Below are 25,314 nucleotides of genomic sequence, written 5' to 3' on the forward strand. Positions count from 1 at the left end.
GTAGGCGGCCTGCAGCACCACATCGTCGAAGCGCTGCGCGCCGAGCCAGGCGTGGTGCGCCGGCCGCCACGTGGCCCCGCCGCTCCACACGAGCCCGTGACGCAGCAGCAGTTTGCTCACCCGATGGCGCGCCCGCATCAGATCCCCGCGCACATCCTCGCGCGCCCGCACCAGATCCCGGGCGGCTTCTTCGGCCGCCGAGGGCACCCGCACCGCGGTGAACTCGTCCAGGCGCAGCAGCTTCGCCAGATGCAAGGCGTCGCGTGCGTCGGTTTTCACCCGCTCACCGGCCGGACGCTGCAGCCTTGAGGGCGCGAGTACCTCGCAGCGTATCCCCGCCAGCGAAAGCGCCCGGGCCGGGCCGAACCCGGTCGGGCCGGCTTCGTAGGCCACCGCGGCCGGACCGGGCAGGCGACTGATCCACCCGAGGACGTCTGCATGCTGCGGCGTGAGCCGACAGCGGATCAACTCCCCGGTCACCGTGTCGATCGCGCACCCCACCACGCTGCGGGCATGCACATCCAACCCGACGCTCGTACGCTCAGAAAACACCGGGCCTCCCGCAAATGTAGGCACTACCGGCCAGGCTGCGCCCGGCCGGCAACCCACGACAACTTGCGAGCGAGGCCCGGGCCCACGACCGGCGCCTACATACCGTCTAGCTCCGCCGGCTGGCCGCCGTCACCCAGCACGGTCACACCCTCCCGTTGCCACCCCGCTCCCACATCACCCTCAGCAGACGCATGCACTACCTCACCTGCAGCCCGGTGAACGTCTCCACCCACACCCGATCAGCCCTGCTGCCGGCGGCGGACCCGTTGTGGAGGGCTTCGACGCGGGCGGTCGTCCCGGTACCCCATCGTCCCGGTCTTCCCGGGCGCTGGGTCACCAGCGCACACGAAAACTGGGAGGCGCCGAGCTGGCGCCTCCCAATCGAAGTCAACGGCGAGGAAAGCGAAAGAACTCGTTTCAGGAAAGGAGTTGAGAAGGAAGCCCCTTCATGGCCTCGCCGTAGGCAACGCTAGCACTCAGCCCGGGATCAAGTCGCGCAGATTTTCGGGGGTGATGATCCGCGAGTCCGGATGCAGCCCCTCAGGACGTCCGAGGCCGATGTACATCACGGGCTCGTCCAAGACCGGCTCGCCGTCCCACAGGTCCACGGTCGTGGTGTCGCCGGACATCAGGTCGATCAGGTACCGCACCGTCAACTGCTCGCGCTCCACGATGGCGCGCACCACCTTCGACACGGACACCTGGTTCTCCTCGACCCGGTTGCCCGACGAGATGCCCTTCAGATAAAGGTGCAGCCACTTCGCACGCCACCGGCCGTCGTCCCCGCGCTGGAACACCAGCGGCAGCGCCACCCGGCCCACCCCACGCAGCTCCGACTTCATCCGCACCGTGCGCGGCTCGAACGGCCGGCCCTTCTGCTCACCATCACGCAGCATGAAGCCGAAGAACGATTCCTCGACCTCCTCGAAGCCTTCGCCGGCATAGATGTTGACCTGAGGAACGATGAATGTGCTGCGCACTCGGTCCAGGGACAGGTTGATGAACTCCGAGGCCCCGTCGGGCGCCTCAGTGATGTCGCCCGAATGCTCGCCCCCGACGGCCTTGAGAGACGTGTAGGAGAGCCAGGAATCGGTGCTGTAGTCGGTGTGGAGAAGCAGCGCCGACAGGTCGTAGTCGGTCCGGTCCTTGGTCTCTTTCCAGTACACGAAGAAGCGCAGCTGTTCGCCGTCGACCGCAGAGACCGACCCTCGCGGCAGTACACCGAGACCGGCCGCGGTTGCCCGGCCGCTGAGCGGAAGCGCGACGTCGAGGACATCGGGGTCGAGCAGCAGCCGGCCCGGCGCCGGGAGCCGACGACGCATCTCGGCGTCGAGGGCGGCGATCAGACGATCGCGGTGGGCGGCCGGTACCGGCGGTCGGAAGTCGGGGGTCACCCAGGCGCGGCCCCGGCGGTTGACGAAGATCCGGGGTTCGCCGCTCTCACGTGCCCGGTTGTGGAGATGCTCGCGCACCGATAGCACGACCCGACCGGAAACGTCGGGAGCGACCTGCACCGCGGCGGCCACCACTGCGTCCCGTTCCTCCTGGTCGGCGGCGATGCGCAGCAGGAGGTCCAGGGCCCGGAACAGCTTTCCGGGAGCGGACTTCAGCAGCTTCACCGCACCGAGGACGTCGAACTCGTCGAGCAGCTTCTCGATCCGGCTGTCGAAGGACCGAGCCTCCTTCTCACCCCGCGCGACCGCAAACACATCGGCGGCGTGCGGCCAGCGCGGGTACTCGTGCGGGTGCAGGCGCTCGCCAAGCCGCTTGAAGGACTCCCGGTGCGCGTGCACATCGGCGAGCTTCGCGGGGTTCGCCGCGACGACGGAGTCGAGACCCGCGAGCAGCCCCCGGCGTAGCGGCCGCGACAGCGCCCGGAACCGGGTCGGCTCCTGCAGCGTCACGTCGCCGCCCGACAGCGCGCAGGCCAGCCGCAGCACATCGGTAACGGTGTCGAGGAGGAGGTCCGCGCCGACGCCGAGCCGGGCCTCGTTGATGACGGCCCGGTTCTCCCGGATCGGGATCGCCTCCGGCTGAGGGCCCAGCGCGCACCGCTCGGCGAGGGTATTGAGGTCGCGCAGGTCGTCCTCGCCCAGCGGAGTCATGCTGCCGGCCAGGGCCAGGTACAGGTCGGTGAGTTCGTCGTCCAGGTCCCGGCCGAGATGCAGGACGGTGATCCGGTCGCCCGCCGAGGCGATCAGTTCGTTCTGCGCCGCGAGCATTTCCTCGTAGGTGTGCTGGTACCGGCCGTACGTGGGGAGGCTGAGCAGATCCAGCACCCCACGCCCCAGCTGCGTCAGCACGTTCTCGCGCGACTTCTCGTCGCCGACCGCTTTCGCCACGCACCGCATCCAGAACTCTTCGGTTTCCGGCACGTTCGCCGGGAAGTCGATGAAGTACGAGTTGTGCCGGACGTGGTCGCCCACCATCTCGCTCACGGTGCGCAGCGTCCGCTTGGCGGTGTGCACGACCACGGCCTCGGACAGCCCCGACAGCCGCTCCAGCAGCTCCGCCGACAGCTTGAAGCCCACGGATGTCAGCGCCGCGTCAAACTGCCGTGCGGCGATAGCCCCTCCTCCGGCGGAGCCCTTGGGGGACGGAAGGCGGTAGGTGTGCCGGATGACCAACGACTCGAGACTATGCGCCATTCGGGGATGATCGCAGAGGTGCGCGGGCCGGCGCACAGGAGTTTTTGTACGCGCTCCGACGCTGCGATACACCTGCCACAGCAAGATCATCCCATCTGCGAGCGACAGTTACGGGATGGCCCCTAAAGGCCTTAGGGGCCATCCCGCAATGACCTGGAGGCCCGCGTCGGGGCCCGAAAGGATGCGATGCCGTGCGAGCAGTGTGTGTACGGTGCCGGAGTGATCGACTTTGAATGACGGAGCCGCAGATCGCAGGCGTGCGATTTCAGAACTTCGGCATCTGACGTGTTTCCGAGTCAGGCGGTCAGCTCACCATGCGCAACGCTCCTGCCAGGAGGAAGGTGCCGGTGATCCCGAAGTAGATACGCATGGTGGTAAGACTTCGCCAGCTCTTCCCGTATGGCCTGCGCACTGCTTCTGCCCAGTCCCAGACCCACACGTCGACACCGCGATAACCGCATGCAATCACCGTGCATGCACTGCTCGCGAGCAGCAGGAGCAGACAGAGCGCTCCGCGAATGATCAACGTCGTTCCCCTCCTCGAGCTGGCGCTCAGCGTCGCGGCATTGTCGCAGGGGGCGTAGGCGGGGGCTGAGCGTCCCTGACGTGACGGCAACCCTGACGTGACGGCAACCCTGATGGCGACGACGGCGGACGGCAGCGGCACCGAGCAGCCTGGCATGGTCGGGGCTGTCGGAGGCAGCAGCGCGTGTGCAGGCAGTCCCGCCGATGGGATGACGATCTACACTCAAGCGAGCTGTGGGCGGCCGGCGGATGAGCGGAGTGTGCAAGTGATCGGGGCCTCATCGTTTCGGCCCTGTTCGTGGCGCTGGCTGTCCGGTACGTCGTGGTGGCCGTCCGGCTCTGGGGGCATCCCGAGCGTGCTCGCAATGCCACGGAGTCGTTCAGTGTGAGGGGGCGCCGGGGTGGGTCCTCACCCGTGGCGTCGTGGTCGTTGCAGCCAACTTCGTCTTCCTGGCCGTCATGGTGATCGCGGTGTATGTGGGACTCGAAGTCACGCTGACGCAGAGACCGGCTGAGCCGTGGTTGGGGATTTCAGCCGTGGCAATCGGCGGCATGCTGCTCTGCTGACTGTTGATCATCCTGGTAGGGATCTTCAACAGGCCGCGCTGTCTGGTGGTCCCCTACCTAAGGGACAAGCGGCGGCTGTGATGCCCAGACCGGCTCTCATCGCCTTCGGGCAGTGGGCAGCGTCAAGGTCCGGACAGCCGACCTGACCGGTCAGGGGGTGCGTGAGCGGCGGGTGAACACGCACCACTGGTTGTTGTTGGGGGCGCCGAGTACGGTGCTGAGGGCGATCGAGTCTCCTTTGCGGACGTAGTCCAGGTCGTAGAACTCATTGCCGATCTCCAGGTCGAGGGTCTGCGGAATGCTCCCCTTGACCCCTGGGTAGAGGTACCGGGTGCCGTGGCCGGACGCCAGACGCTTCGGGTCTCCGGAGTCCAGCTCGAAGTCCACGGGGAAGTTCGGGACGGTGAAGGTGCGGTCCGGTTCGACCGTGAGCGTCGATCCGCAGTCGCTGGTCCAGTGACCCAGGACGTCTGCCGCCGTCACGTGCACGTGCGCGAGCGCCTGCGGAGCACCGCCGCCGCAGGCGCCGGCCAGCAGCGTGGCACGTACGTCCTCGTTCGAGTCGCGGAGGTCCCGAAGGCTACATCTTGATCGCCCGTGCCCACCACGCGGCCATCAGCTTCGCCGGACAATCTCCGAACAGAGCCTCCGGAAGGCCGAGTTTGCGTACGTCGTTCAGCTTCGTCATCTCCGTCAGCAGCAAGTCCAGGCCGACCGCGCCAGGGTCGCGCTTGAGCGCGGCCAGCAGCGCGGCGCCGTTCTCGTTGTCCTCGGCCACCAGTGCCGGTAGCCGGGCGACGCCGGCCCCGCCCGGGCGCTCGACGGTCCGCGCGCGGAGCCGCGGCCGTCACCCTCGGCGAGGCTGAGATCCGCCTGCCGGTGGTGCGGCCGACACCGCCTGCCGGATTTCGTGCAACGCCTCGTCGAACAGGGCGCGGGCGCGGGTGAACCAGTCTGTCAGCACGGCGATCTCATCGGCTTCGTAGTCGCCGAAGAGGGCGCCGAGACGCTGGTAGAAGGGGCCGTATACCTCGAGGATGCGTTCCTGAGCGGTCTCCTCCATGACCACGTACACGCGTCGGCGGTCGTCCGGGTCGGCGGTGCGCCGGATGTAGCCGGCCTTCTCCAGGCGGTTCAGTACGCCCGTGACCGCTCCCGTGGTCAGCCTGGCCCGTTCTGCGAGATCGCCGGCGACCAGTGACTCGCCGGCCACGGACGCCTCGATGAGGAAGCCCAGACAGGTCAGGTCCGTGACGTTGAGACCGAGCCGCCGGGCGATGTCCTGTTGCCCGAACTGGGCGGTGGCGATCATCCGATCCATGGCGTAGAGCGCCTGGTCGGCTGTTGCTGCCGGGCGCGCCTTGCGGTCAGTCACACTATCCCCTTAGCATCTAAGTTAATTAGCTCGCGAGATAAGATATCTCTCGAGAGTCATACGACCTCATCTTCACAGCTCTCAAGGAGCGCAATCATGTTCATCCACGGTGACGACGACTACGACATGGGCCACACCGTCGCAGGCTGGACCGGCATGGGCATCGCGACACTGGGCTTCGGGCTGTGCGGCCTCGGAGCGGTCGCGGTATCAGGACTGCTCGTGCTTGCGGGTGTGGCAGTGCTCTCCCTGGCCCTCCTGACCACATGGATGCTTCATCTGGCCGGCTGGGGCAAGCCGACCGGCCCCCGCCCGGTCAGCCAGTGGGACTGGCGAGTCAGGGATCTCAGTGTCCGCGATGGTCACCCCGACTGCCTCGGCTGCCGCCTCGCAGGGCGAGGGGTAACTCACCAGCAAGCCGAAGACCACCCGGTGGAACCCGCCCTTGCCGACGCCTGAGAAACCCTTGTCCTTCCGAGCTTGAGAACTGCGTTTCCACTGGTCAGGCATAGAGACGGTGATCCCGTGACAGTGGCGGTGTGTCGTGCCAACGGGCCGAGTCAAGACCACGGCCCGCCCTCCAGCAATGAGGGCGGCACCTCGTCTCGGAGCCGGGTCCGCCGCCTGAACGCCGAAGAAGCCGCCGGACACGGCGAACTGCTCACCGCCTGACTCTACCGCCCTGCCTTCACCGACAGCCCGTTCGAGGCCTTGCAGGCCGAGCTGCAGCACCGCCAGCACGCGGTGATCGAGCAGGTTATCGCGGACAGCAAGGCATCGGCGCTGTCCCACCTGCCCTCCGGGAACTTCCAGGCCAGCGCGGCCTGGCCCACGCACTGGGCGATCGCCCACGACCTGCTGCGGGCCGCCGGAGCACTCGCCGGGACCTTTCATGCGAAGGCCACCACCGCGACGATCCGCGCGCACCCGGCCCACGTCCCGCCCCACCGGCTCACACTCCACCTGCCCCACCGATGGCCCTGACAGCACGCCTTCACCGATCTCTTCAACGCCACCCATCCGCCACCGGCTCGCCGACCGCCCCGACCACCCGCCCGCATGGCTTCGGCCTCACCTCCCCCGCCGCACCGTCATTGCCCGACGTGGCGGCGGCGCCGAGGCGCTGGTCTGGGTGGTGGAACTCGCCTGCGACTCGAACGAGCTGGACCAGCGGGGACCCCTTCGCTGGGTGAAGCTGGAGGCGTGAGTATCAGTAGCAAGCGCCCGGTAAGTGCTGAGCAGATCTACACTGCGCTGGCCGCTTTGGCGGCTGAGCCGGTGGCAGATCCGGAGAAGCGACCCAAGGGGCCGCAGGAAGAGGACCGTCTGCAGTTGCTGGGCAGGCTGCTGGCGAAAACCGAGCTCGAGATCACCGCCGCAACCCGTCTGACCGAGGAAGAGGAAATCGAAGACGTCCTTGAGACACTGCTCGGCTGGGAGGCACAGGTAGGAACGGATTCCGGCCTGGCGGTCAACGTCCTGACCAACCGGCTGCAGCGCACCGCGGTGCAGGTCTCCGAACCCGAGGCGGAAGAACTGCCACCGGGCCGGGAGGCCGCCTTCGCCGCCGTCATGACAGCGGTGTACACGCTGGGCGCCCAGCTGCACGCCGAACGCGGCGACACGGAGGGAACCCGAAGCGCTCTCAGCGGGGCGGAAGAGGCCCTCATCGACATCCTGCAAGGCATACATGACCTGCGCATCTCCATCGGCGACGCGCCCGGGCCGGAGAACGAAGCCGCCGGCTGACCAACTCCGCACCCGACCGTCAAGAGCCTCCCAGGACGGCAGCCGGCCCGAGACCGCAGCCTCTCCCCTGCCGACCGTGGCCACCGGGGAGAGGAACTGCCACGTACGAACGACTCCGCAGGCGTCGGCAAGTTGCCGGCGGCCGGGCAGTGCCGGTTGCTTGCCCAGCATGTGAGGTCGCCGACGTGGTAAAGGAGTTCTCAGCACCCCGCTTGCCCACTGGGGCCGGAAAACGGGGCTCCCTTGTTGCGCTGCGCAGCGCAACAAGGGTGATCTCCAGCAGATGCTGCACATGCTCCTGGCGCAGCCCCACCGCCTAGCCATCGCCCAAATTCGCTTCCTGGGCGATCTGGGGTGGCCTGCGTGATACCTCTGCCGATGACCACGGTGCCGTAAGACGGCAGCGAGGCCGAGCGATTAGGACTGCTGTGCGGTCTCGGAGCGGGAGCGCTCGTACTCGGCGGGGTCCAGGATCTGCCAGACCGCCTGGCCGATGGCAAGGACGCCGCGGGCCGGCAGGGTCGCGTCACCGATACGCACGCAGTCCGGCAAATGAGTGGGGCGGCCGAGGTCGACACCGTCCATCATGGCTCGCGAGGTTTCGACAAAGTAGATCCGCTGCGGCATGAGCATTCCGGTATGGCCGCTCGGCATCACGCCGGAGAAACGCATGTCGCCCATCCCCAGCGCGCGGGCCAGTCGCTGCCGTGCCCGAAGGCAGGCAGAAGCGCGCCAGGTGGAAAGCGGCAGCGCCGCGCTGACACTGTTCAGAAGGTCCAGGAGCCGGGTCGAGGTGGCCGTGAGGGTCCAGTCCAGGGAGGGGGAATCCATCGTCACCCGCAGGGAGGCCGCTCCCGTCCAGGTGACCTGTATGTGGGCGTGTCCCGTGCGCTCGCATGCGGCGCCGTAGTACCTGGGGCACGCGGTGTCCAGCCGTGTCCCGTCGACGTCGATCGACCAGTTGCCTGCCGGATCGCGATGCCACAGCGTGCGGTACGGGCCGAAGTCGTTCTCCGGGAAGACGCGCAGCGCGAGCACATGACCGGAGTCGAAAGGCAGGCCGAAGACGCCCCAGCCCTTGACGTATTCATGTCCCGGCCAGGGGGCTCGGCCCCGTACCGCCGGAAGGTCCGACAACCTGGCGGACAAATCAAGCATCTCCATCACCCCGGAGGGTCGTCGGTGTGCCTCCAGCGTAGGGGTTGCCCAAGGTGCGGGCGCGGTGTGGCGGTAACGGCGTCAGCCACCCGCTCGGGTTCGTCGGCCCGGACGAAGTGGCCGTCGTCGTCGAGCAGACGCAGTTCGCTGTTCGGGAACAGGTCGGCGAGCTCCCGCGCCGCCCGGCATTGAGGTAGCGGTCCCGGGCCCGAAAACGATCCGTACGGGCGACTCGAACGCTCGCAGCTCGGGAAGGCACCGTCTCGGCTGATCTTGGCGTCCCCGACAGCCGACCCGCGCTTGGGTTGGTTGCGTAGGCCTGGCCGTAAGTGACGAACGGGACCCCCGCCAGCCTCGTGGCTCAGCGCCCCTGCCGGGGATCCCGTGTCGGACTGCCGATAGGACCCCCACGACGGCTGCGGTACGCGGCGCCATCACTGCGCCAGTGGCTTTGGACCTTGGCCGACGGAGGCAACGTTCCGGAGCCGTCGGCGCCGCGTCCGCCAGACCTGGTCGACCGGGGCTTCACCGCCTCACGGCCGGATCAGCTGTGGGTGGCGGACAGATGGTGTCCCTTTTCGTGATGTTGGCGATCAATCGGTAGGCGTGTGCGCGTTGTTGGGTAGCGCGGGGGCGCTTTCGGGGCGTTCGCGGTAGAGCTCGTCCATGCTGCCTTCGGGCAGGCAGCGGCGGGGGAAAGCGATCCATTCGTCATGCATCTCGAAGAGCACGGCGGTGACCAGTCGCAAGAGCGCGTCGTCGTTGGGGAAGACCTGGACGACGTCGGTGCGGCGTTTGATCTCCCGGTTGATCCGTTCCAGCGGGTTGATCGACTGGATCTTCTTCCAGTGCCTCGGCGGGAGGTCCGCGAATGCGGTCAGATCCTCCTTCGCGTCCAGCAGCATGCCCCTGACCTTGGGAAACTGGGTGCCGAGCATGTCGGCGACGGTGTCGAGCTGGGTGCGCACCAGCTCGGCGGTGGGCTGGGTGAAGATGGTGCGGATGGTCGTGGCAACCATCTCGCCGGAGTCCCGGTCGATCACGTTGAAGACGTTCCGTAGAAAATCGACACGACAACGCTGCCAGGCGGCGCCGAGCATGACCTTGCGGACCGCGGCGACCAGGCCGGAGTGCTGGTCGGTGGCGACCAGGCGGACCCCGGACAGGCCGCGTTCGCGCAGGGAGCGCAGGAACTCCTTCCAGAACGCCTCGCTCTCGCTGTCCCCGACCATGGGTGGTTGCTAGCGCTGCCGGCAGTCCGCAGGCGTTCGTAGTACAACTGGGACGTGTTGCTGAGTGGATGTCAGGAGTTGCGCGGGGTTACCAGGCCGGATTCGTAGGCGAGGACGACGAGGTGGGCGCGGTCGCGGGCGTGGAGCTTGGTCATGGCCCGGTTGATGTGGGTTTTCACGGTCAGCGGGCTGATCACCATGATGTCGGCGATGTGGTCGTTGGACAGGCCCTGCGCGGCCAGGGTGACGGCCTCGCGTTCGCGACTGGTCAGCTCTTCCAGCCCCTTGGCGGTGCCGGTGTTGAGTGGCTGGGTGACGTATCTGTTGATGAGCTTGCGAGTGATCGAGGGGGCGAGCAGCGCGTCGCCGCGCGCCGCGACGCGGACGGCGTGCAGGAGGTCTTCCGGCACGATGTCCTTGACGAGGAATCCGGCGGCGCCCGCGCGCAGCGCGTTGAAGACGTACTCGTCCAGGCCGTAGTTGGTCAGAATGACGACGTGCACCCGGTCCAGGGCCGGGTCCGCGGCGATGCGCCGGGTGATCTCGATGCCGTCCATGACCGGCATCTGGATGTCGATGAGCGCGATGTCGGGCAGGTGTTCGCGGACCAGGGCCAGGCCCTCTTTCCCGTCGGCGGCCTCGGCCACGACGGTGATGTCGTCTTCGAGGTCGAGGAGCGCGCGGAATCCGCTGCGGATGAGTGGCTGGTCGTCGACCAGCAGGACACGGATCATGACGTCTGAGCCACGGGGAGTTCGGCCTGGACGGTGAAGCCGCCCTCGTCGCGGGGTGCGGCGCGCAGGTGGCCGCCGAGGGCGGTAACGCGTTCGTGCATGCCGAGCAGCCCGACCCCGGGCACCGGGGCGGTACCCGGGGTGGCCTTGCCGTCGTCGTCGATGTGGATGGCGAGGGCGTCCGGACGGCAGTCGATCCGCACCGAGGCCGTCGTCGCGGCGGCGTGGCGGGCGATGTTGGTGAGCGACTCCTGAACGATCCGGTAGGCGGTCCGGTCCACTGCGGCGGGCACGTCGCATCGCTGTCCCTCGATCGTCAGCGTTGCGTCCAGGCCGAACCTACCGGCCCGATCCACCAGTTCCTTGATGTGGTCGAGCCCGCGCGGCGGGGTTGTGTCGTCGTCGCGCAACGCCTGAAGGGTCGCGCGTAGCTCCCGGCTCGCCTCCCGGCCGGCCTCCTGGATGGCGAGGAGGGCCTCCGGCACCTGCTCGCCGCGCCTGCGGGCCACGTGGACGGCGACTTCGGCCTGCACCTTGATGACCGAGATCTGGTGGGTGAGCGAATCGTGCAATTCCCGCGCGATACGGAGCCGTTCTTCGTCGGCGCGGCGCAGGGCGGTCTCCTCCCTGGTGCGCTCGGCTTCGTCCGCCCGCCGCTCGGCCTGCCGTAGCGCCTCCCCCGCGGCACCGGCGGCGATCAGCCAGGCAATCTCCAGGGCGCTCCGGGCCTGGGTGAACGCCTCGCCCGTGTCGTGCAGGCCCGAAGCCAGTGCTGCGAGGGGCAGCAGGGCCAGCATGGCCACGCTCGCCACGATCGTCATGGTGCGGTGTCCGGCTCGTACGGCGGCGTACACCGCGAACAGGTAGGCCACGGCCGGCACGTTGAAACCGGCCGCCTGGTAGCCCACCGTGCACAGCCCGGTGACGGCCAGCACAGGAACCGGAGCGCGGCGGCGTGCGGCCAGTGCCACGCCGCCGGCCGTCAGCAGCGTGTAGCCGAGCGGGGCGAGGCTCGTGGCGGAGTGCTGCCCGGACAGCCCGGTGACCAGCAGCGTTGCCGCCACGCCGACGGCAATCACCCAGTCTCTGGCCCGGGCCCATGCACCGGAGAGTCCAGTCCTCATACGCGAACCCTAGCCAGACGCCCTTGCGAGCGAATCCCACCCGCGGACGAGCGGCCGACTACCGCACACGCAGTATTTCCCCTGCTCCTGCCGCGTCCGCGGTAGCGGGGTGCGCCATCGGCGGCAGTGCGAAGTGCGTCCGTCTGCGGGACGACGGTGACGGGCACGGCGGACATGCTCGGACCACATCCAGTCACAGGAGGAGACATGTCAGTCGTGTTGGTGCTTGCCGCGCCGGCGGCCGCGCACGCTTCGGTCCAGTCGGTCGCCGCCGATGCCTACGACCTGACCGCCGGACGGCTTGTGGGCACCGTGGCCGCACTGGTGTCGCTGGCCGGTGTGGTCATCGGCGGGCTGGCTCTGGCCCGGTCTCGATCCGCCAGCCGTATCGGCAACGGGAAGAGGCGGGCCGTTGTGTCCCTGGTGGCGGGACTGACCGGCATGGTCATCGGCGCGCTGAATCTGGCCGTCGCCGACGGTGGTCTCGGCACCGGCAACGGAGTGGCCGGGGGCGCCATTGCCCTGGTACTGGGGCTGGTCGCCACGGTCCTCGGCCGTCTGGCTCTGATCCGCTCCGCCCGCACCGGCCGGGCGACCGACGGGGCCGATCACGAGCGCGCGCTCCAGTGAGGGCAGGAGAACGACGCGAGGAGACGACGGTGGCAACCGAGACCCCCCGTACGGGTGGAGCTTTGGCGGGACTGGGCCGGTTCTGCTTCCGGCGGCGCCGCCTGGTCCTTCTGACCTGGATCGTCGGTGTGATCGCCGTGGCGTTCGTCGGCTTCGGCTACGGAGCTGCCCCCGACAACGACTTCTCCGGAGGAGACTCGCAGTCGGCCAAGGCGCAGCAGCTGATGGAGAAGCACTTCCCCAAGGAGCAAGGGGACAGACTGACCCTCGCGATCAAGGCTGACAAGGGGATCGACGATCCTGCCGCCAAGCAGAAGATCGAGAAGGTCATCGCCGATCTCGCTGACTCACCCGTTACCGGACCGGTGACTTCGCCGTACCAGGACAAGCACCTGGTGACGGAGGATCGCCGTATCGCCCGTATGACCATCCCGCTGAGCGCCAAGGACGTGAAGAAGAGCGAGGTCAAGCCCTTGGTGGACACAGTCAAGGACGCCTCCGACGACAGCGTCACGCTTGCGCTGGGCGGGTACATGGCGGAAAAGGCCGAGACACCCCCGCAGGGTTCGGCCGAAAGCATGGGCATCCTGGCCGCAGCAGTGATCTTGTTCATCTGCTTCGGGTCACTGGTGGCCATGGGTTTGCCGATCGTGACCGCCCTCCTGGCCATTGTGGGCGGCCTCGCGCTGACGAAGCTGGTGGGGCACTTGTTCCCGGCGCCGGACTTCACGCTGGTCTTCGGTGCGATGATCGGGCTGGGCGTCGGCATCGACTACGCACTGTTCATCGTGACCCGCTACAAGGACGGCCTTCGGGGCGGCGATGACCCCGAGAGCGCCACGGTCAAGGCCATCGACACCGCCGGTCGCGCGGTGCTGTTCGCCGGCACGACCGTGGTGATCGCGTTGCTGGGCCTGTTCGTCATGGGACAGAGGCTGATGACCGGGGTGGCCGTCGCCACGTCGATCACGGTGCTGATCACGATGATCGCCGCGGTGACGCTGCTGCCCGCGTTCCTGGGCTTCACCGGATACAAGATCAACTCGCTGCGCCTGCCTCGCCGCGCCTCCCGCCGGAAGGAGAAGGTCAGTGCGCCGTCCCAGAAGCGCCGTACGCTCGCCGAGCGTTGGGCCGGCGTGGTGCAGCGCAGGCCGCTGGTCGCCGCACTCTTCGCCGGCGGGATCCTGCTGGTGCTGGCCGCCCCCACACTGTCGATGCGGCTGAGCCAGCCCGACGCCAGCGTGCAGCCCCGCGACCGGAGCAGCTACATCTCGTACAGGATCCTCTCCGATGGCTTCGGTCCGGGCTATGGAGCACCCTGGTCTTCGCCACCGAGATCGACTCCAAGGACGCCGACCTGGGGCCCACCGTCGAAGCGGTCAGCAAGACCGAGGGCATCGCCTACGCCACGCCACCCCGGGTCAGTGAGGACGGGCAGGCCGTCACCTTCACCGCCTTCCCCACGACCGGGTACCAGGACGAGGCAACCACGAACCTGGTGCACGAGCTCCGCGACAACGTGCTGCCCCGGACCACCGGCGGCGAACAGGTTCTCGTCGGCGGACCGAACGCCGGCACCATCGATGCCGCCCAGCAGTCCGGCTCGCGCCTGCCCCTGATGATCGGGGTCGTCATCGCGATGTCCATGGTGCTGCTGATCGCGCTGGTCCGGTCGGTCACGATCGCCGTGCAGGCCGCCGTGATGAACCTGCTGTCGATCGGCGCCGCCTACGGTGTGGTGGTGGCGGTCGTGCAGTGGGGATGGCTCGGCCCAGCCCTCGGGTTCCCCGCCGCGATGCCGGTCACGACCTGGGTCCCGATGATGATGTTCCCGGTCCTGTTCGGCCTGTCGATGGACTACCAGGTATTTCTGATCTCACGGGTCCGGGAGGAGTACGAGCGAACCGGCGACACCCGCGTTGCCGTCGCCCGCGGACTGGCGCGGACCGCCAAGGTGATCACGGCCGCGGCCGCCATCATGATCGCCGTCTTCACCACCTCCCTGCTCGGCCCCGATGTCGCGGTCAAGCAGGGGGGCCTGGGCATGGCCGTCGCCGTGCTCATCGACGCCACCATCGTCCGGATGATCTTCGTTCCCGCGGTGATGGAACTGTGCGGCAGGGCCAACTGGTGGATGCCCGGACGCCGCACACCGAAGGCGGCCTTGGCTTCACCGACCGAGGCGGCGGAAAAGGCCCGAGTCTGACCTTTCCTCAAGGCAGGGGTCATCGCCGACGGATGACGGTGCCCTGCTGCCCCGCGATCCTTGGCAGCGTGTGACAGGGCACCGCGGCCTGCGAGGCGAGCGATGAGGCGAAGGCGGCGAAGGATCCGAGGAGCTGTGTGTGGACCACGTCCTGGCGGCTACTGGACATGGACGCACTGACCTTCCTGGCTCCGGACGTGCCCGGGGCGGTGACCTGGGTGCGCGGCAGCGAGCCCCGCGGCTGTCGGCGACTTCCCAATCCAGCGTGCCCGGGCTGTACTTCACCGGCTCGCCGGCCGCCTCCTTCGGCCTCTGCCGGGCCAAGGGCCGGTCAGGCTTTCCGATACCGCTTGCCGATAGGGCAGTTGTGGACACACTGGAGCAGAAGGGGGTAAGACTCCGGGCTCGGTGGTGGCTTGAGGCTTTGTGCTGTCCTGATGTGCGCCTGGGGAGAGGCGTGCGCGGGCCGAGCAGGGAATGTGCGTGACGCAGTCGTGGTCTGCCCAGCGTGAGGAAGCGTCGTCGGACGCGGTCGTCGGACGCGGGCTGCCAGTGGTGGTAATCGGGGCGGGGCCGTACGGGCTGTCGGTGGCTGCGCATCTGCGGACCGCTGCTGTGCCGGTTCGGGTGTTCGGTGAGGTGATGGGCAGTTGGCGGCATGCGATGGCCACCGGGATGTTCCTGAAGTCGACGCCGGAGGCAACGGATCCTTCGGCGCCGGTGGCGGGTGGACGGTTGCCGGACTTCTGCCGGTCGCGGGGTGAGGAGGCGCTGACCGAGCTGACACCGATTCCGTGCACCACGTTCGTGGCGTACGGGCAGTGGTTCCAGCAGAGTCCGTTGTTCGGGGCTGGCAGTGCATGTCGGGCGGTGTGCGCTGCTCCGTGAGGCGGGGTTGGGGAGGTGGAGGGCATGCCGGGGCTGCCGCCGGGTTGCGGATCTTCGGTGCAGTGTGGGACGGGCGTCTGGGCTTGTTCGCCTGGTGGTTCGTCAGCCGTGGTGTGGAGGGCGGCCCGTTTCGGCTGGGCCGGCCGGGTGAGACCGGTGTGGGCGTGCACCGACCAGCCCCGCCACAAGCCGTGGATGCCGACCCGGCTTCCCGCCGGTTCTCTTACGGTGGCAGGATGCCTGACCACGCCAGGAGCACACGGGAGATCCCATGCACGATCAAGGCAACCCTGGCTCGGCAGAAGGCTTCAGCGTCTTCGCTGTCGACGCCAGCTGGCCGGAATCACGGCAGGTCACGGGGCACGGCCACAACCGAGTCACCGGCGACATCCATGTGTACCTGTGGTTCGGTTCTCCGTATTTCGACCCCGAGGTCGAGCACGTCACGGTCTTGAGCGCCTCCTCCGGCAATGCGGAGGCCGGCGATGCTCTGGAGCGGGCTTTCGAGGACTACCACCACCCCGGCGAGGGACCCCCGGCCAGCCTGCCGGCCTCCGAACCCGTCACTATCACCGCAGACGGGAAACCCATGACGTTCGAACTCTGGCGCAACAGCAGCAACCGTTACTGGGTCGCACGGGGATGCGTCCTGAGCACTGAATTGGTCCTGTCCGGCTCCGAGATCGAACCCAGCGAGCTCAGCCTGGTCCGCGTGAGAGATCTGACCTCGTTCTCGAACCCATTCGCATCCCTCGGGTAACTGCACTACACGGAACCCCTCGGCCCACTGTCCGGCTGCGGACCAAGGTCACCCGGGGCGCCGGCAGCGCGGCCGCCGCCCCGGCCATGGTCTTCAAGCTCGTCGAGTCCGCCCAGCAGCGGTGGCGGGCCGTGAACGCACCCCACCTCGTCGCGCTGGTCCGTGCCGGAGCCCGCGTCGAGCGCGGCCACCTCGTCGAACGCTCCGAGAGCCACGCGGCCTGAACGACCGCATTTGATCCACGGGTCATGATTCCTGCCCCCTCAGCCCGGCAGCAGGCCGGCGCGTCGGGCCGATGAGTTTGCCGGTTGCCTGAAGTCTTCCTTGTGACAAGCCCGCCCCGTCGGCGGATCGGGAAGCGCCGGATCCCGTGGTCATGGAGGAGAGATGGAGGAGGCCAGGATGAAAAATCCGATTCGGCTGTACATGTCGATGTCGCTCGACGGCTATATCGCCGGCCCGGACGATCGGCCAGGGCAGGAACTCGGACGCAACGGTGGACGGCTCTTCAACTGGCTCGACGACCGGGAGTCCGACGGTCCCAGCGGCCAGGTCTACCGCGAAGCGTTGGCGACCGGCGCGGTGATCTCCGGCCGTCGGACCTTCGAACTCGCCGGGCGCTGGCAGGGCGATCACCACGACGGCGTGCCGATCTTCGTACTCACCCACCAGGTGGATGACGAGGACGTGCCACCCGGCCACGCGCGTTTCGTCACCGCTGTCGAGGACTGCGCCCGTCAGGCTCGCGCAGCCGCAGGGGACCGGCCGGTCATGGTCCATGGGGCGGGGGCGGCCCAAGCACTTCTCCGAGCCGGGCAGGTGGACGAGATGGAGATCCACCTGGTTCCGGTCCTCCTCGGGGACGGTCGACGGCTTTTCGACCACCTGGGTAGTGAGCACATCGAACTCGACCTCGTCCGACGGCTCGAGGATCGAGATGTGACGCATCTCCGCTACCGGGTGCATCGACCCGAGGAGGCCGCGTGAAGACGCTCTTCGTCTCCTACCGCGTCACCGACCTGGACCGCTCGCTCGGTTTCTACACCGCCTTGGGCTACACCGAGCTGGGCAGGGTCGAGGCCGGCGACGGGGCCCGCCTCGTGATCCTCAAGTTCCCCGACGAACCGGCGGCCTCGCTCGAACTGGTCCACCGCCCCGGCTACGGACCGGTCGACGTCGGCAGCGGTTTCGACCACCTCGCAATCCAGGTGGAGAGACTCACCACCACCCTGGAGACGCTGACCGAAGCCGGCCTGAGGCCAGGACCTGTCCAGCAACCGGGCGGCCCTCACGGCCCGAAGACGTCGTGGCTCACGGACCCGGATGGTTACCGGATCGAGTTGGTGGAGTGGCCGTCCGGACATCCCGACGGCATCACCTCACCAGCCACACCCGGTGTCCCTCGGGCGACAGGGCCCTACTAACAGCCCGATCAACCCCCACCAGAAGGTAGGACACCTCAGGGATCTAACTCGTCAAGCGGTGTCGAGCCGTTGCATGCTCTGGTCGAACAAGACGGTGGTCAGACACCGGCGAACGCGGACAGAAGTGTGTCGGTGCGGAGCTGAAGCTCAGGTGTCTCGGCTCCTGTGACGCTGACGGACAATTCTTCCCCGCCGACAGCTTGGGCGAGGGCGACCTTCAGGATGGCGCCGGTGCCGACCAGGGGATACGAGTACCAGCCGTCGGGACCTTCGTCGTCGGTGTCCTGAAAAAGGAGGCCTGTTCGTCGAACAGCTTGCGGTGCTGGAGACAGTGGTAGAGCTGGCCGATCATGCGGCTGAAGAGATTGCGCTGGGCGGGAGCGTGCCAGTGCCGTGGTCGTCACGGCGCCTGCAGTAGTGGGCTTTGGCGCCGGGTGAGGCGGTGATAGCGGAGAAGGCCCCGGGCACCCCGGAGTCCGGCTCCGCTGCTATTTCGACATGCGCCAGTCCCCCAGGACACGAACCACGCCGCCTCCAGCGCAGCGGACGACTCCGCCGCACCGACCCGCTGCCGGATATCGAGGCGACTGCACGGTCGGGAGTCGAGCGGGCGTGACACTCCTGTCGGCAGTCCCACCAGAGCACAGTCAGACCCCGGGCCGCAGCAGATGCCCGGGGTCTCGTGCTGCCAAGCAGGCTCAGGCCGTGAGCTTTTTTGGAGGGGACCTTGGGGGAAGAGCCAGCGGGCTGCAGCTCGACCTCCGGGCGCACACGGTACGGCGCGACCGCGGCGCCTCTCTCCCCGTGAACGGCTGCCGTCCCCCGGACGGCGCAGTCCTCCTGGCGGGACGGGTGACGCGCACAAAGGATGGCATATGCCACCCCATGGGCCGGCGCGCGCCCGAATGCGGGCAGCGAGCCCCGGCACGGGTACGAACCGCCCCCGATCCGCGGGACGGGGGCGGGTTTCCGGTCTCGAACCTCTCGTGAGGCAGCATCATGAACGGAAAGTCGGTCGACATCGACTGGACGCGCGACTTCGACACGATCACCTACCACAACAGCGCCTGGTGGATCACCAAGAACTACATGGCCGTCAAGCTCACCCAGGACCTGCGCGGCTTCCAGAGCGCACCCCTCTCGATCGGCGACGCATGGCCCGCCCTGAAGGGGGACATCTTCGAGGGCGCCCTCGACACGTGCTTCATCGACTCCTCGAACCCCGACGGCTGGTGGATCACGGCGGGCGCGGTCGCCATCAAGGTCAGCACCGACGGCAAGACGACATTGGTGCCCCGCACCCCGATCACGTCGGTGTTCCCCGCACTGGCGTCCCTGCCCCAGGACGACATGCTGTGGACGCAGGAACTCGGCTCGATAAACCATGTCAACGGCGAGTGGTGGTTCACCAAGCGCGGTCGAATCGTCAGGCTCTCCGAGGACTTCCGGACCGTGACTGCGCAGCCTGCGCCGCTGACCGACACGTTCCCCGTCCTCGCCAACGGCGTCTGGAAGAACGGCGAGGACACCCTGTACTTCGACGGCACCGGCTGGTGGACCACCTCCGGACCGTACATGGGCAAGACGGATCCGCAGGGCGAGCAGTGGACGGACTGGCCCGAACTCGCCGCCGCCAGGGTACGTTCGGTCGTCTTCTCCGAGCCGGGGGACCACACCTTCGACGCCTCCTCCTTTCCCGTACCGAGCGGGGTCGGACAGATCACCGTGGAGCTGTGGGGACCCGGCGGCGACGGCGGCGAGAGCTGCGACGACCCCAACACCTTCGGCGGGGACGGCGGGCCCGGCGCCTACGTCAAGGACATCTTCCCCTTCGGTTCGAACACCGCGTTCAGCTTTCACGTCGGGGCACGAGGGGACCACAGCCGCAATGGCACCACCGTCGAGTCGAGCACCCTCCTGGCCGCCGGCGGAGGCGGTGGTGGAGGCTCCGGAGGCTTTGGCTACGGCAACGGCTGGGCGGGCTCCGGCGGATCCGGTCCGGGCCAGGCCAAGGGCAATCTGCGTGGCGGGGCGGCCGGCGGCTCGGGCTACCCCGGATACGGGGGCAACGGCGGAGGCGGCTGGCCCGGCGACGGCGGCAACGGCGGACAGGGCGGCGAGGCCGGCAGCAATGGAAGCACCGGCGCCCGGGGCAAGGACGCGGGGGGACCAGGCGGAGGCGGAGGCGGAGGCAGCGGTGAGCCCCACAGCACGGGCGGCTCCGGCGGCTCAGGCGGAGGCGGCAACGGCGGCAGCTCCAACGGCAGCGCCGGAGGCGGAGGCGGCGGAGGGGGCGGGAACGGCTACGGCGGCGTCGCGGGCAGCGGAGGCGGAGGGGGCGGCGGAGGCGGAGGCGGCGGTGGAGGGGCCCAGGGATGGAGCATGGTGCAAACGGGCACCCACTACGACGGCGGCAAAGGCACCACTCCCGCCGGGAACCCGCCACCCGGCGTGGCCGTCGGCGGCAACGGAGGTCAGCAGGCGAAGCCCGCCGAAAAGGGCGGCAGCGGCGCCGTCCGCATCACCTGGTGACACCTGGGTGTGGTGTCTTCGGTGCGGCGAAGGTGCCATGCCTCCGCCGGGGTGTGGGACCCGAGGCGGGCCCCACGGGCTCGCAACGGGATGACGACGGGTGGAGTTGGTGCAGCCGGTCGGCCGCTTTCAGGAGCTATGAACGAGCCCGGCGGCCCCGTGGGCGCGAAGTACGCCGGGCCCGGCTGTCCGCCACCGCAGCGCTCGCTCCGCACGCACGGCGGCGCACCCCCGGCGAGCCGTCGAGAAGTGTGTCGCCGAACACCGAAAGGGCCTGGCCGAGCCCGCCGACGACACAGCAACCGAAGCCCCGGCCGAGCCGGTATCAGATGCGACGGCGGAAGACGCGCCGGCCCCGATGGAGGGACCGCGCGCGATCAAGCGACGCGAGCGCCATGCCGCGGTGCATTGCCCTGTACGACAAGGGCGTGCAGATCGAAGTGATCGCCAAGACTCTCGGGCTCGACCGCAAGACCGTGCGCCGCTACGCACACGCTGCCACACCTGACGATGCCTCCCGCAGCACCGGCTCCCGCCGCTACGGTCAAATCCACGCCTACTCGCCCTATCCATACCGGCGTTGAAACGAGGGCTGCACGGACGCGGCGCGTCTTCATGCCGAGATCACCGAACTCGGCTACTGCGGCAGTAAGCGGACCGTCCCCCGCCACCTGGAACAGATCCGGGCCAGCGGAAAACCCGGACCGACAAGCCCACGGAGCTGACCGTCCGGAAAGCCGCCTGGCTCATCACCGCCCACCCCCGACAAGTTCGACGGGAGCAACGCGCTCAAGCTCTCGCAACTCCTTTCCCGCTGCCAGGAGTTGGATGCCGTCGCCGACTGTGTGCGTACCTTCGCCCGCATGATGACTGAGCGCCGCGGCACGGAACTCGACGCGTGGCTCACCCGTGCCGAGGACACCGGCCTCAGGCCGCTGTGCAGCCTGGCCCGCGGTCTGCGGCAGGACTTCGACGCGGTCGCCGCCGGGCTCACCCTGGAATGGAGCTCGGGCAAGGTCGAGGGCAACGTCAACATGGTGAAACGGATCAAGAGGGACGGATACCGCCGGGCCGGCTTCGACCTCCTCCGCCGACAGATCCTCCTCGCGGACTGAACAGCGTGGCGCTCCGTGATCGGACCACAAGAAGTGGATCAGAGCCGCTTGGCATGGGCCGCCGTCAGCCGCCCACGATCGTTCGGGCCACTTCTTGCGCGCCTTCGTTCTGTTCCTTGACGGCCCGCATGAAGCCCTCCACATAGTCGTGATCACCCTTCCGGATGGCCCGGTACAGGTCGCGGGCGTCGTCGTTAACGGGTATGACGTCCTGTCCGTTGCAGATCGCCTCCAGGATCTCCGCACCCGCTTGGTCGATCCCGACCGCGTTCGGCGGGACAGGCAGCTCGAAATGCAGTGAGTAGTCCAGGGCCCGGTAGAAGATGTTCACCCAGGCACCCGGCGAACCCGTAGACCGCGTGCTTGGAAGCGACGTAGACCCTCTGGTAGGGCAGCGGTGAGATGCCCGCGACGGACGAGACGATGACGATGTGCCCGCTTCCCTGCTTGACGAGGTGAGGCAGCATGTAGTGGATGCAGTTGACTACGCCGAAGACGTTCACATCGAAGATCGTGTTCCAGTCCTCACGCTTCGTCACCTCGCTGTAGGGCTGACCGAAGCCGACCCCGGCGTTGCAGAACAGGTAGTCGACTCGGCCGCGACCGGCCACGTACTCCATGTACTGCGCAACCGCCTTTTCCTCTCGGACGTCCAACACCTGAGCGTTGACGCTTTGGCGATAGTGGCCCAGCGACTGTGCCGCCTCCGCGATATGGGCCGGCGTACGGCTCGACATGTACACCACTGCTCCCGACTCCAGCAGTTTCCGGCTCAGCCCCAGCCCGATACCGGTCGAGGCACCCGTAACGACGGCGACCTTGCCGCCGAAGAATTCATCGCTCGCGCTCGGTCCATCCTCCGATCGGTTTGAATTGCCCAGGAGCCAACCCATGGCCCGCATCAAGGAGTTCGACCTTGTCGCCGGATCGCCGTCACGTGCCCCCGGAAGCCGCGCTCGTCGACCGGGCGTTGGTCTTGGCGAATGGTCCAGCCGCAGTCGGCTCCATCGAAAGCCTCGACAGTAGTCACTCCGGCCCTGGCGGGTTCGGTTGCCCGCGTCCGGTCGGCGAAGACGTTTTCAGGCACTCAAGAGACTTGACCTTGCCCAGAGGTGAAGGCCGACGGTGTCCGAGGCGACCAAGCCGGTGAGCTGGGTGCGTTCGGCTCTGCCGAACCCGGACGAGAGGAACCCGCATGGACGACGACGCTCTCCTGACAGAGCAGTTGGCCTACTACCGGGCCGGAGCGGCCCAATACGACCGGCCCTACTCGGAGTACGAAGCCCTGCAGGAGTTACTGGCTGTCGTCGACAACCTCCCGATTGCCGGGGACGTGCTGGAGTTGGCCTGCGGAACGGGCCAGTGGACCCCAAGGCTCGCCGCGCGGGCACAGTCGGTGACGGCTGTCGACGCGGCAGCCGAAGTGTTGGCCCTCGCTCGTGCGCGCACGCCATGCCCCACCGTTCATTTCCTCCATGCCGACCTGTTCCAGTGGAAGCCGCCACGACGCTAAGACACCGTGTTCTTCGCCTTCTGGCTCTCCCACGTCCCGCCGATGCGGTTGCCCCACTCCTGGAACACCGTCGCCAACGAACTCGCGCCGGGCGGCAAAGCAATCTTCATCGACGACGGCCCCGCAGCAGCGGCGTACGAGGAAGTCCTCGCGAACCAGCCAGCTCCGGCAGCGTTGCGCCGGCTCGATGACGGCAGCCAATACCGCATCGTGAAGGTATTCCACGATACCCAGACCCTCACGGACGACCTTGCAACACTGGGCTGGTCGGCCCACATCCGGACCATGGCCGGGAACTTCATCGGCATTGCAGAGCCGCCGACCCTCCCCTGACCAAACCACGTAGGTGGGTTAGACCTTCCTCGCTGAACTCGTCGCGAGCGGCTGCCTATTGGCGCTCGGCTCGGCCTCTCCGGTACCGCCTTACCCCGGCTGTCGCGGCTCTCCGCGGCGCCGCTCATCTTCGGTCATCTTGTCTCGCACCCGCCATCGACAGAGACGACGTGTGGCGTACCCAGCCAGGTAGCACGTCCTACTGGGCCTCACGACCGAGCAGCTCGGAGAGTCCGAGAGGTTCCGAGAACCTGTGCGACCACACCGCGCGCGGAGTCCCATCGAGTGACCGACGGGCAGAAGGCCTGGCGGGGGCTCCCGAGGGGCCGTTCCATCATTGGCGGGTGAGGTGGGCTCGAACGGCCTCCGCGATGAGGTCGTAGGGGCCGATCCCTCGGCGCTTGGCCTCCGCGATCAGGCGCTGGTCCAGGTCGTCGTCCCATGCCTTGCGCATGTGCTCGATGTTCGCCCGTTTGGTGATCCAGCGGCAATTCTCAGGGCTGTAGCCAGCGTCGGGGTCGACGCGGTCACATTCCAGGCCGTCGGCGTAGCCGTGGTCCAGGGCCCAGCCCCGGAAGGCCTGGAAGTCGTTGCGCCACTGCTCGCAGATGGTGATGCCACGGCCTCCATAGCGGTGCCAGGAGGGATTCGCCGGTCGGCCACATCGGTCCTTCATGCCCGCCCAGATGGTGTAGAGGCGGATGCTGTCGGCATCCTTGGCGGGCGTGGCGGCTGCGGTCTTCTCCTTGGCCCGCTCGCGCTTGGCCGTGGTCACGCCGTGGGTGGTCAGCATCTCGGACATGATGTCGCGCTGGAGACAGCCGCAGGAGCCCGAGGTCCCGTTGAGGAGGTTGTTGGCGGTCACGGTTCGCGTCTGGCCGCAGTCGCACACGCAGTTGACGACAGAGTGGCGGGTTCCGTTGCTGCGTTCCTGGAGACGGGGCGGTTCCAGGGTGGTCCAGCGCTGGAACCGCGTGCCGACCTTGATCTGCACGGTGCGGTAGTTGCCGGTGCGCTTGGTGCCGGTGAGCGCGGCGATGCTCTCGACGCGGGCGCAGCCACAGGAGCGGGAGCGGTGAAGGATGTTGTGCTCACGAAGTCTGCGCTTCGTCCCACAGTCGCAAATGCAGTCGTAGAAAGCCCGCTGAGCGTGGGGACGCCCGGGGATCGGCTCCCAGATCGGGGCACTGGCGATGGACCACCGACCGAACCGGGTTCCGATGGCCAGCGTCCCTGCGGTGGTCGCTGCCTCGCTGGAGGAGCAGCCGCACGAGGTCGTGTGCCCGGAGCGGAGGTTCTCCACCGTCACGTCCAGAATGCTGCCGCAGACGCAGCGGCACCTCACCCGGCGACGCGGCTTACCTCCCTTGGGCCCTGGGGTGCTGATCGGGACGGAGATGGTGGTGAGGGTTCCGAAGCAGCTCCCCAGCGGGAGCGGGACGGCGGCAGGCATGCCGTCAAAATAGCTTCCTGAACATCCCTCGGTCTGCCCAACGGATGAAGTCATGCGAACGGTTCTCGGGCACTGGCGGGTCCATCTTCAGTGAGACAAACGGACAGCCGCTCGTCTTCGGTGAGAATCGCGCCGTCTTCGCTGAGGCGGGTCGACGGCGCAGGGCTCGGAGGCCGCCGTACTTGTGACCGTGCGCGATAATTGGCAGATCACCTCCGAAGTCCTCACAGGTCACGGCGTTTCTGTTCATTGCAGTTGGCGTGAGCTATTCACGGTGGTTGGCGGATCTGCGACCCCGGCGCGCGCGACCGGCGCCGGAGCCCGTTTGGGATCAGTAGGCAGCGAGTCCGTGGACGTCGGTACTGGTGAACAGCAGCCAGAACGTGGTGCCGTCCTTGACGTCGGTGGCGGCCAGCCCCCAGGTGTTGGCGTAGACCGTGCGCCAGCCGTTGCAGTAGTAGCCGCCGCTCGTGGGTGCAAAGCAGGTCTGTACGTCGATCGTCCGGGTGATCTTGACGTTGATGTCATTGCAGTTGGACGTGGTCTTCGTGGAACCGCCGGGCGGCCAGTGGCCGTTGTCGTCGGTGCCGTTGATGGTCTTGGCGCTGCCGTAGCACGACGTGGCCGCCGCGGACGCCGTGGGTGCCGGGGCGAGGAACAGCCCGGTCGCGAGGGTGGTCGCCGCCGTGAGCGCGATCATCCTTCGTTTCTTCAATGGCCCTCCCCTGTCGCGCACAGAGAGTTCTGCACGGTGGACGCCGGACCAGCATGGCGGAGCCGGGTGCGGGTAACGACG

25 protein-coding genes and 5 pseudogenes are annotated in these 25,314 nt (G+C 68.0%); 16 read left to right on the forward strand and 14 right to left on the reverse strand.

Annotated elements, in window-relative coordinates; all coding sequences use genetic code 11:
- The coding region (locus AB0I54_RS39425) for a transposase (protein ID WP_363301134.1) at positions 1-552 on the reverse strand (552 nt) is incomplete at its 3' end.
- A 476-nt stretch (positions 553-1,028) separates the two neighbouring features.
- The gene (locus AB0I54_RS39430; protein ID WP_363301213.1) at positions 1,029-3,200 is read right to left on the reverse strand and encodes a TerD family protein; all 2,172 of its coding nucleotides are present in this window, start codon (positions 3,198-3,200) and stop codon (positions 1,029-1,031) included.
- A gap of 948 nt (positions 3,201-4,148) precedes the next feature.
- On the opposite strand from AB0I54_RS39430, the gene AB0I54_RS39435 reads away from it, so the two are divergent.
- Positions 4,149-4,292 (forward strand): hypothetical protein, encoded by a 144-nt coding sequence (locus tag AB0I54_RS39435; RefSeq protein WP_363301135.1) that lies wholly within the window; start codon positions 4,149-4,151, stop codon positions 4,290-4,292.
- A gap of 150 nt (positions 4,293-4,442) precedes the next feature.
- On the opposite strand, the gene AB0I54_RS39440 is transcribed toward AB0I54_RS39435, so the two are convergent.
- The 3 genes from AB0I54_RS39440 to AB0I54_RS39450 all read right to left on the reverse strand — a co-directional run bounded on the left by AB0I54_RS39440 (position 4,443) and on the right by AB0I54_RS39450 (position 5,613).
- Positions 4,443-4,775, reverse strand: coding sequence for a hypothetical protein (locus AB0I54_RS39440; RefSeq protein ID WP_363301136.1), 333 nt, complete (start codon positions 4,773-4,775; stop codon positions 4,443-4,445).
- Positions 4,776-4,872: 97 nt separating this feature from the next.
- On the reverse strand, positions 4,873-5,070 hold the full coding sequence (locus tag AB0I54_RS39445) for a hypothetical protein (RefSeq protein ID WP_363301138.1): 198 nt from the start codon (positions 5,068-5,070) through the stop codon (positions 4,873-4,875).
- Positions 5,071-5,139: 69 nt separating this feature from the next.
- On the reverse strand, positions 5,140-5,613 hold the full coding sequence (locus AB0I54_RS39450; RefSeq protein WP_363301214.1) for a MarR family transcriptional regulator: 474 nt from the start codon (positions 5,611-5,613) through the stop codon (positions 5,140-5,142).
- A 150-nt stretch (positions 5,614-5,763) separates the two neighbouring features.
- Between AB0I54_RS39450 and AB0I54_RS39455 the strand changes: the two genes are divergently transcribed.
- From AB0I54_RS39455 to AB0I54_RS39465, 3 genes are all read left to right on the forward strand, one after another.
- Positions 5,764-6,126 (forward strand): HGxxPAAW family protein, encoded by a 363-nt coding sequence (locus AB0I54_RS39455; RefSeq protein WP_363301140.1) that lies wholly within the window; start codon positions 5,764-5,766, stop codon positions 6,124-6,126.
- Positions 6,127-6,378: 252 nt separating this feature from the next.
- A complete protein-coding gene (locus AB0I54_RS39460) occupies positions 6,379-6,651 on the forward strand; it encodes a hypothetical protein (RefSeq protein ID WP_363301141.1) in 273 nt (90 codons plus the stop codon).
- A gap of 219 nt (positions 6,652-6,870) precedes the next feature.
- Positions 6,871-7,416: a hypothetical protein gene (locus AB0I54_RS39465; protein ID WP_363301143.1), complete on the forward strand. Its 546-nt coding sequence runs from the start codon at positions 6,871-6,873 to the stop codon at positions 7,414-7,416.
- A 417-nt stretch (positions 7,417-7,833) separates the two neighbouring features.
- Here AB0I54_RS39465 and AB0I54_RS39470 read toward each other — a convergent pair whose 3' ends face one another.
- The 4 genes and pseudogenes from AB0I54_RS39470 to AB0I54_RS39485 all read right to left on the reverse strand — a co-directional run bounded on the left by AB0I54_RS39470 (position 7,834) and on the right by AB0I54_RS39485 (position 11,664).
- Positions 7,834-8,574, reverse strand: coding sequence for a hypothetical protein (locus tag AB0I54_RS39470; RefSeq protein ID WP_363301144.1), 741 nt, complete (start codon positions 8,572-8,574; stop codon positions 7,834-7,836).
- Positions 8,575-9,167: 593 nt separating this feature from the next.
- Positions 9,168-9,803 (reverse strand): annotated as a pseudogene (locus AB0I54_RS39475) (transposase); the annotation flags it as partial.
- A 74-nt stretch (positions 9,804-9,877) separates the two neighbouring features.
- Complete coding sequence (locus tag AB0I54_RS39480; protein WP_363301145.1) at positions 9,878-10,540, reverse strand: response regulator transcription factor; 663 nt, start codon at positions 10,538-10,540, stop codon at positions 9,878-9,880.
- Positions 10,537-11,664, reverse strand: coding sequence for a sensor histidine kinase (locus AB0I54_RS39485; protein ID WP_363301146.1), 1,128 nt, complete (start codon positions 11,662-11,664; stop codon positions 10,537-10,539). The genes AB0I54_RS39480 and AB0I54_RS39485 overlap by 4 nt, the downstream gene beginning before the upstream one ends.
- Before the next feature lie 207 nt (positions 11,665-11,871).
- Here AB0I54_RS39485 and AB0I54_RS39490 point away from each other — a divergent pair, with 207 nt between their 5' ends.
- From AB0I54_RS39490 to AB0I54_RS39500, 3 genes and pseudogenes are all read left to right on the forward strand, one after another.
- Positions 11,872-12,294, forward strand: coding sequence for a DUF6223 family protein (locus AB0I54_RS39490; protein WP_363301147.1), 423 nt, complete (start codon positions 11,872-11,874; stop codon positions 12,292-12,294).
- Between the two features lie 224 nt (positions 12,295-12,518).
- Positions 12,519-13,391: pseudogene (locus tag AB0I54_RS39495) on the forward strand (MMPL family transporter); the annotation flags it as partial.
- Positions 13,392-13,420: 29 nt separating this feature from the next.
- Complete coding sequence (locus AB0I54_RS39500; protein ID WP_363301149.1) at positions 13,421-14,500, forward strand: MMPL family transporter; 1,080 nt, start codon at positions 13,421-13,423, stop codon at positions 14,498-14,500.
- Positions 14,501-14,519: 19 nt separating this feature from the next.
- On the opposite strand, the gene AB0I54_RS39505 is transcribed toward AB0I54_RS39500, so the two are convergent.
- Positions 14,520-14,669 carry a hypothetical protein gene (locus tag AB0I54_RS39505; RefSeq protein ID WP_363301150.1) on the reverse strand — a complete coding sequence of 50 codons (150 nt, stop codon included), beginning with the start codon at positions 14,667-14,669 and terminating at the stop codon, positions 14,520-14,522.
- A gap of 314 nt (positions 14,670-14,983) precedes the next feature.
- On the opposite strand from AB0I54_RS39505, the gene AB0I54_RS39510 reads away from it, so the two are divergent.
- From AB0I54_RS39510 to AB0I54_RS39545, 8 genes and pseudogenes are all read left to right on the forward strand, one after another.
- On the forward strand, positions 14,984-15,388 hold the full coding sequence (locus tag AB0I54_RS39510; RefSeq protein WP_363301151.1) for a hypothetical protein: 405 nt from the start codon (positions 14,984-14,986) through the stop codon (positions 15,386-15,388).
- Between the two features lie 271 nt (positions 15,389-15,659).
- Entirely contained in the window at positions 15,660-16,148 is a 489-nt protein-coding gene (locus tag AB0I54_RS39515) for a hypothetical protein (RefSeq protein WP_363301152.1), read from the forward strand.
- A 26-nt stretch (positions 16,149-16,174) separates the two neighbouring features.
- Positions 16,175-16,372, forward strand: a pseudogene (locus AB0I54_RS39520) (IS256 family transposase); the annotation flags it as partial.
- A gap of 178 nt (positions 16,373-16,550) precedes the next feature.
- The gene (locus tag AB0I54_RS39525) at positions 16,551-17,135 is read left to right on the forward strand and encodes a dihydrofolate reductase family protein (RefSeq protein ID WP_363301215.1); all 585 of its coding nucleotides are present in this window, start codon (positions 16,551-16,553) and stop codon (positions 17,133-17,135) included.
- A complete protein-coding gene (locus AB0I54_RS39530) occupies positions 17,132-17,572 on the forward strand; it encodes a VOC family protein (RefSeq protein WP_363301153.1) in 441 nt (146 codons plus the stop codon). Before AB0I54_RS39525 ends, AB0I54_RS39530 begins: the two co-directional genes overlap by 4 nt.
- 999 nt (positions 17,573-18,571) lie before the next feature.
- Positions 18,572-20,104, forward strand: a complete 1,533-nt coding sequence (locus AB0I54_RS39535; RefSeq protein WP_363301154.1) for a hypothetical protein — start codon at positions 18,572-18,574, stop codon at positions 20,102-20,104.
- 428 nt (positions 20,105-20,532) lie between these two features.
- Positions 20,533-20,688, forward strand: a complete 156-nt coding sequence (locus AB0I54_RS39540) for a hypothetical protein (RefSeq protein ID WP_363301155.1) — start codon at positions 20,533-20,535, stop codon at positions 20,686-20,688.
- Positions 20,689-20,967: 279 nt separating this feature from the next.
- On the forward strand, positions 20,968-21,219 hold the full coding sequence (locus AB0I54_RS39545; protein WP_363301156.1) for a transposase: 252 nt from the start codon (positions 20,968-20,970) through the stop codon (positions 21,217-21,219).
- A 64-nt stretch (positions 21,220-21,283) separates the two neighbouring features.
- Here AB0I54_RS39545 and AB0I54_RS39550 read toward each other — a convergent pair whose 3' ends face one another.
- The gene (locus tag AB0I54_RS39550) at positions 21,284-21,550 is read right to left on the reverse strand and encodes a hypothetical protein (RefSeq protein WP_363301216.1); all 267 of its coding nucleotides are present in this window, start codon (positions 21,548-21,550) and stop codon (positions 21,284-21,286) included.
- Between the two features lie 19 nt (positions 21,551-21,569).
- Positions 21,570-22,121 (reverse strand): annotated as a pseudogene (locus AB0I54_RS39555) (SDR family NAD(P)-dependent oxidoreductase); the annotation flags it as partial.
- 293 nt (positions 22,122-22,414) lie between these two features.
- Here AB0I54_RS39555 and AB0I54_RS39560 point away from each other — a divergent pair.
- Positions 22,415-23,065: pseudogene (locus tag AB0I54_RS39560) on the forward strand (class I SAM-dependent methyltransferase).
- 334 nt (positions 23,066-23,399) lie between these two features.
- On the opposite strand, the gene AB0I54_RS39565 reads toward AB0I54_RS39560, so the two are convergent.
- Together AB0I54_RS39565 and AB0I54_RS39570 are read right to left on the reverse strand one after the other, a co-directional pair.
- A complete protein-coding gene (locus AB0I54_RS39565) occupies positions 23,400-24,374 on the reverse strand; it encodes a CopG family transcriptional regulator (RefSeq protein WP_363301157.1) in 975 nt (324 codons plus the stop codon).
- A 475-nt stretch (positions 24,375-24,849) separates the two neighbouring features.
- Complete coding sequence (locus tag AB0I54_RS39570; RefSeq protein WP_363301158.1) at positions 24,850-25,218, reverse strand: hypothetical protein; 369 nt, start codon at positions 25,216-25,218, stop codon at positions 24,850-24,852.
- Between the last annotated feature and the right edge of the window lie 96 nt (positions 25,219-25,314).

The organism is Streptomyces sp. NPDC050625, from assembly GCF_040654755.1.
In the GTDB taxonomy this organism is placed as follows: Bacteria; Actinomycetota; Actinomycetes; order Streptomycetales; family Streptomycetaceae; genus Streptomyces.

What these genes read in the sequence shown, in the direction of transcription:
- AB0I54_RS39430 (WP_363301213.1), bottom strand. Translation starts at nt 3,200, where the DNA reads ATGGCGCATAGTCTCGAGTCGTTGGTCATCCGGCACACCTACCGCCTT.
- AB0I54_RS39450 (WP_363301214.1), bottom strand. Translation starts at nt 5,613, where the DNA reads ATGGATCGGATGATCGCCACCGCCCAGTTCGGGCAACAGGACATCGCC.
- AB0I54_RS39455 (WP_363301140.1), top strand. Translation starts at nt 5,764, where the DNA reads ATGTTCATCCACGGTGACGACGACTACGACATGGGCCACACCGTCGCA.
- AB0I54_RS39470 (WP_363301144.1), bottom strand. Translation starts at nt 8,574, where the DNA reads ATGCTTGATTTGTCCGCCAGGTTGTCGGACCTTCCGGCGGTACGGGGC.
- AB0I54_RS39480 (WP_363301145.1), bottom strand. Translation starts at nt 10,540, where the DNA reads ATGATCCGTGTCCTGCTGGTCGACGACCAGCCACTCATCCGCAGCGGA.
- AB0I54_RS39485 (WP_363301146.1), bottom strand. Translation starts at nt 11,664, where the DNA reads ATGAGGACTGGACTCTCCGGTGCATGGGCCCGGGCCAGAGACTGGGTG.
- AB0I54_RS39490 (WP_363301147.1), top strand. Translation starts at nt 11,872, where the DNA reads ATGTCAGTCGTGTTGGTGCTTGCCGCGCCGGCGGCCGCGCACGCTTCG.
- AB0I54_RS39505 (WP_363301150.1), bottom strand. Translation starts at nt 14,669, where the DNA reads ATGTCCAGTAGCCGCCAGGACGTGGTCCACACACAGCTCCTCGGATCC.
- AB0I54_RS39515 (WP_363301152.1), top strand. Translation starts at nt 15,660, where the DNA reads ATGCACGATCAAGGCAACCCTGGCTCGGCAGAAGGCTTCAGCGTCTTC.
- AB0I54_RS39525 (WP_363301215.1), top strand. Translation starts at nt 16,551, where the DNA reads ATGAAAAATCCGATTCGGCTGTACATGTCGATGTCGCTCGACGGCTAT.
- AB0I54_RS39535 (WP_363301154.1), top strand. Translation starts at nt 18,572, where the DNA reads ATGAACGGAAAGTCGGTCGACATCGACTGGACGCGCGACTTCGACACG.
- AB0I54_RS39545 (WP_363301156.1), top strand. Translation starts at nt 20,968, where the DNA reads ATGATGACTGAGCGCCGCGGCACGGAACTCGACGCGTGGCTCACCCGT.
- AB0I54_RS39570 (WP_363301158.1), bottom strand. Translation starts at nt 25,218, where the DNA reads ATGATCGCGCTCACGGCGGCGACCACCCTCGCGACCGGGCTGTTCCTC.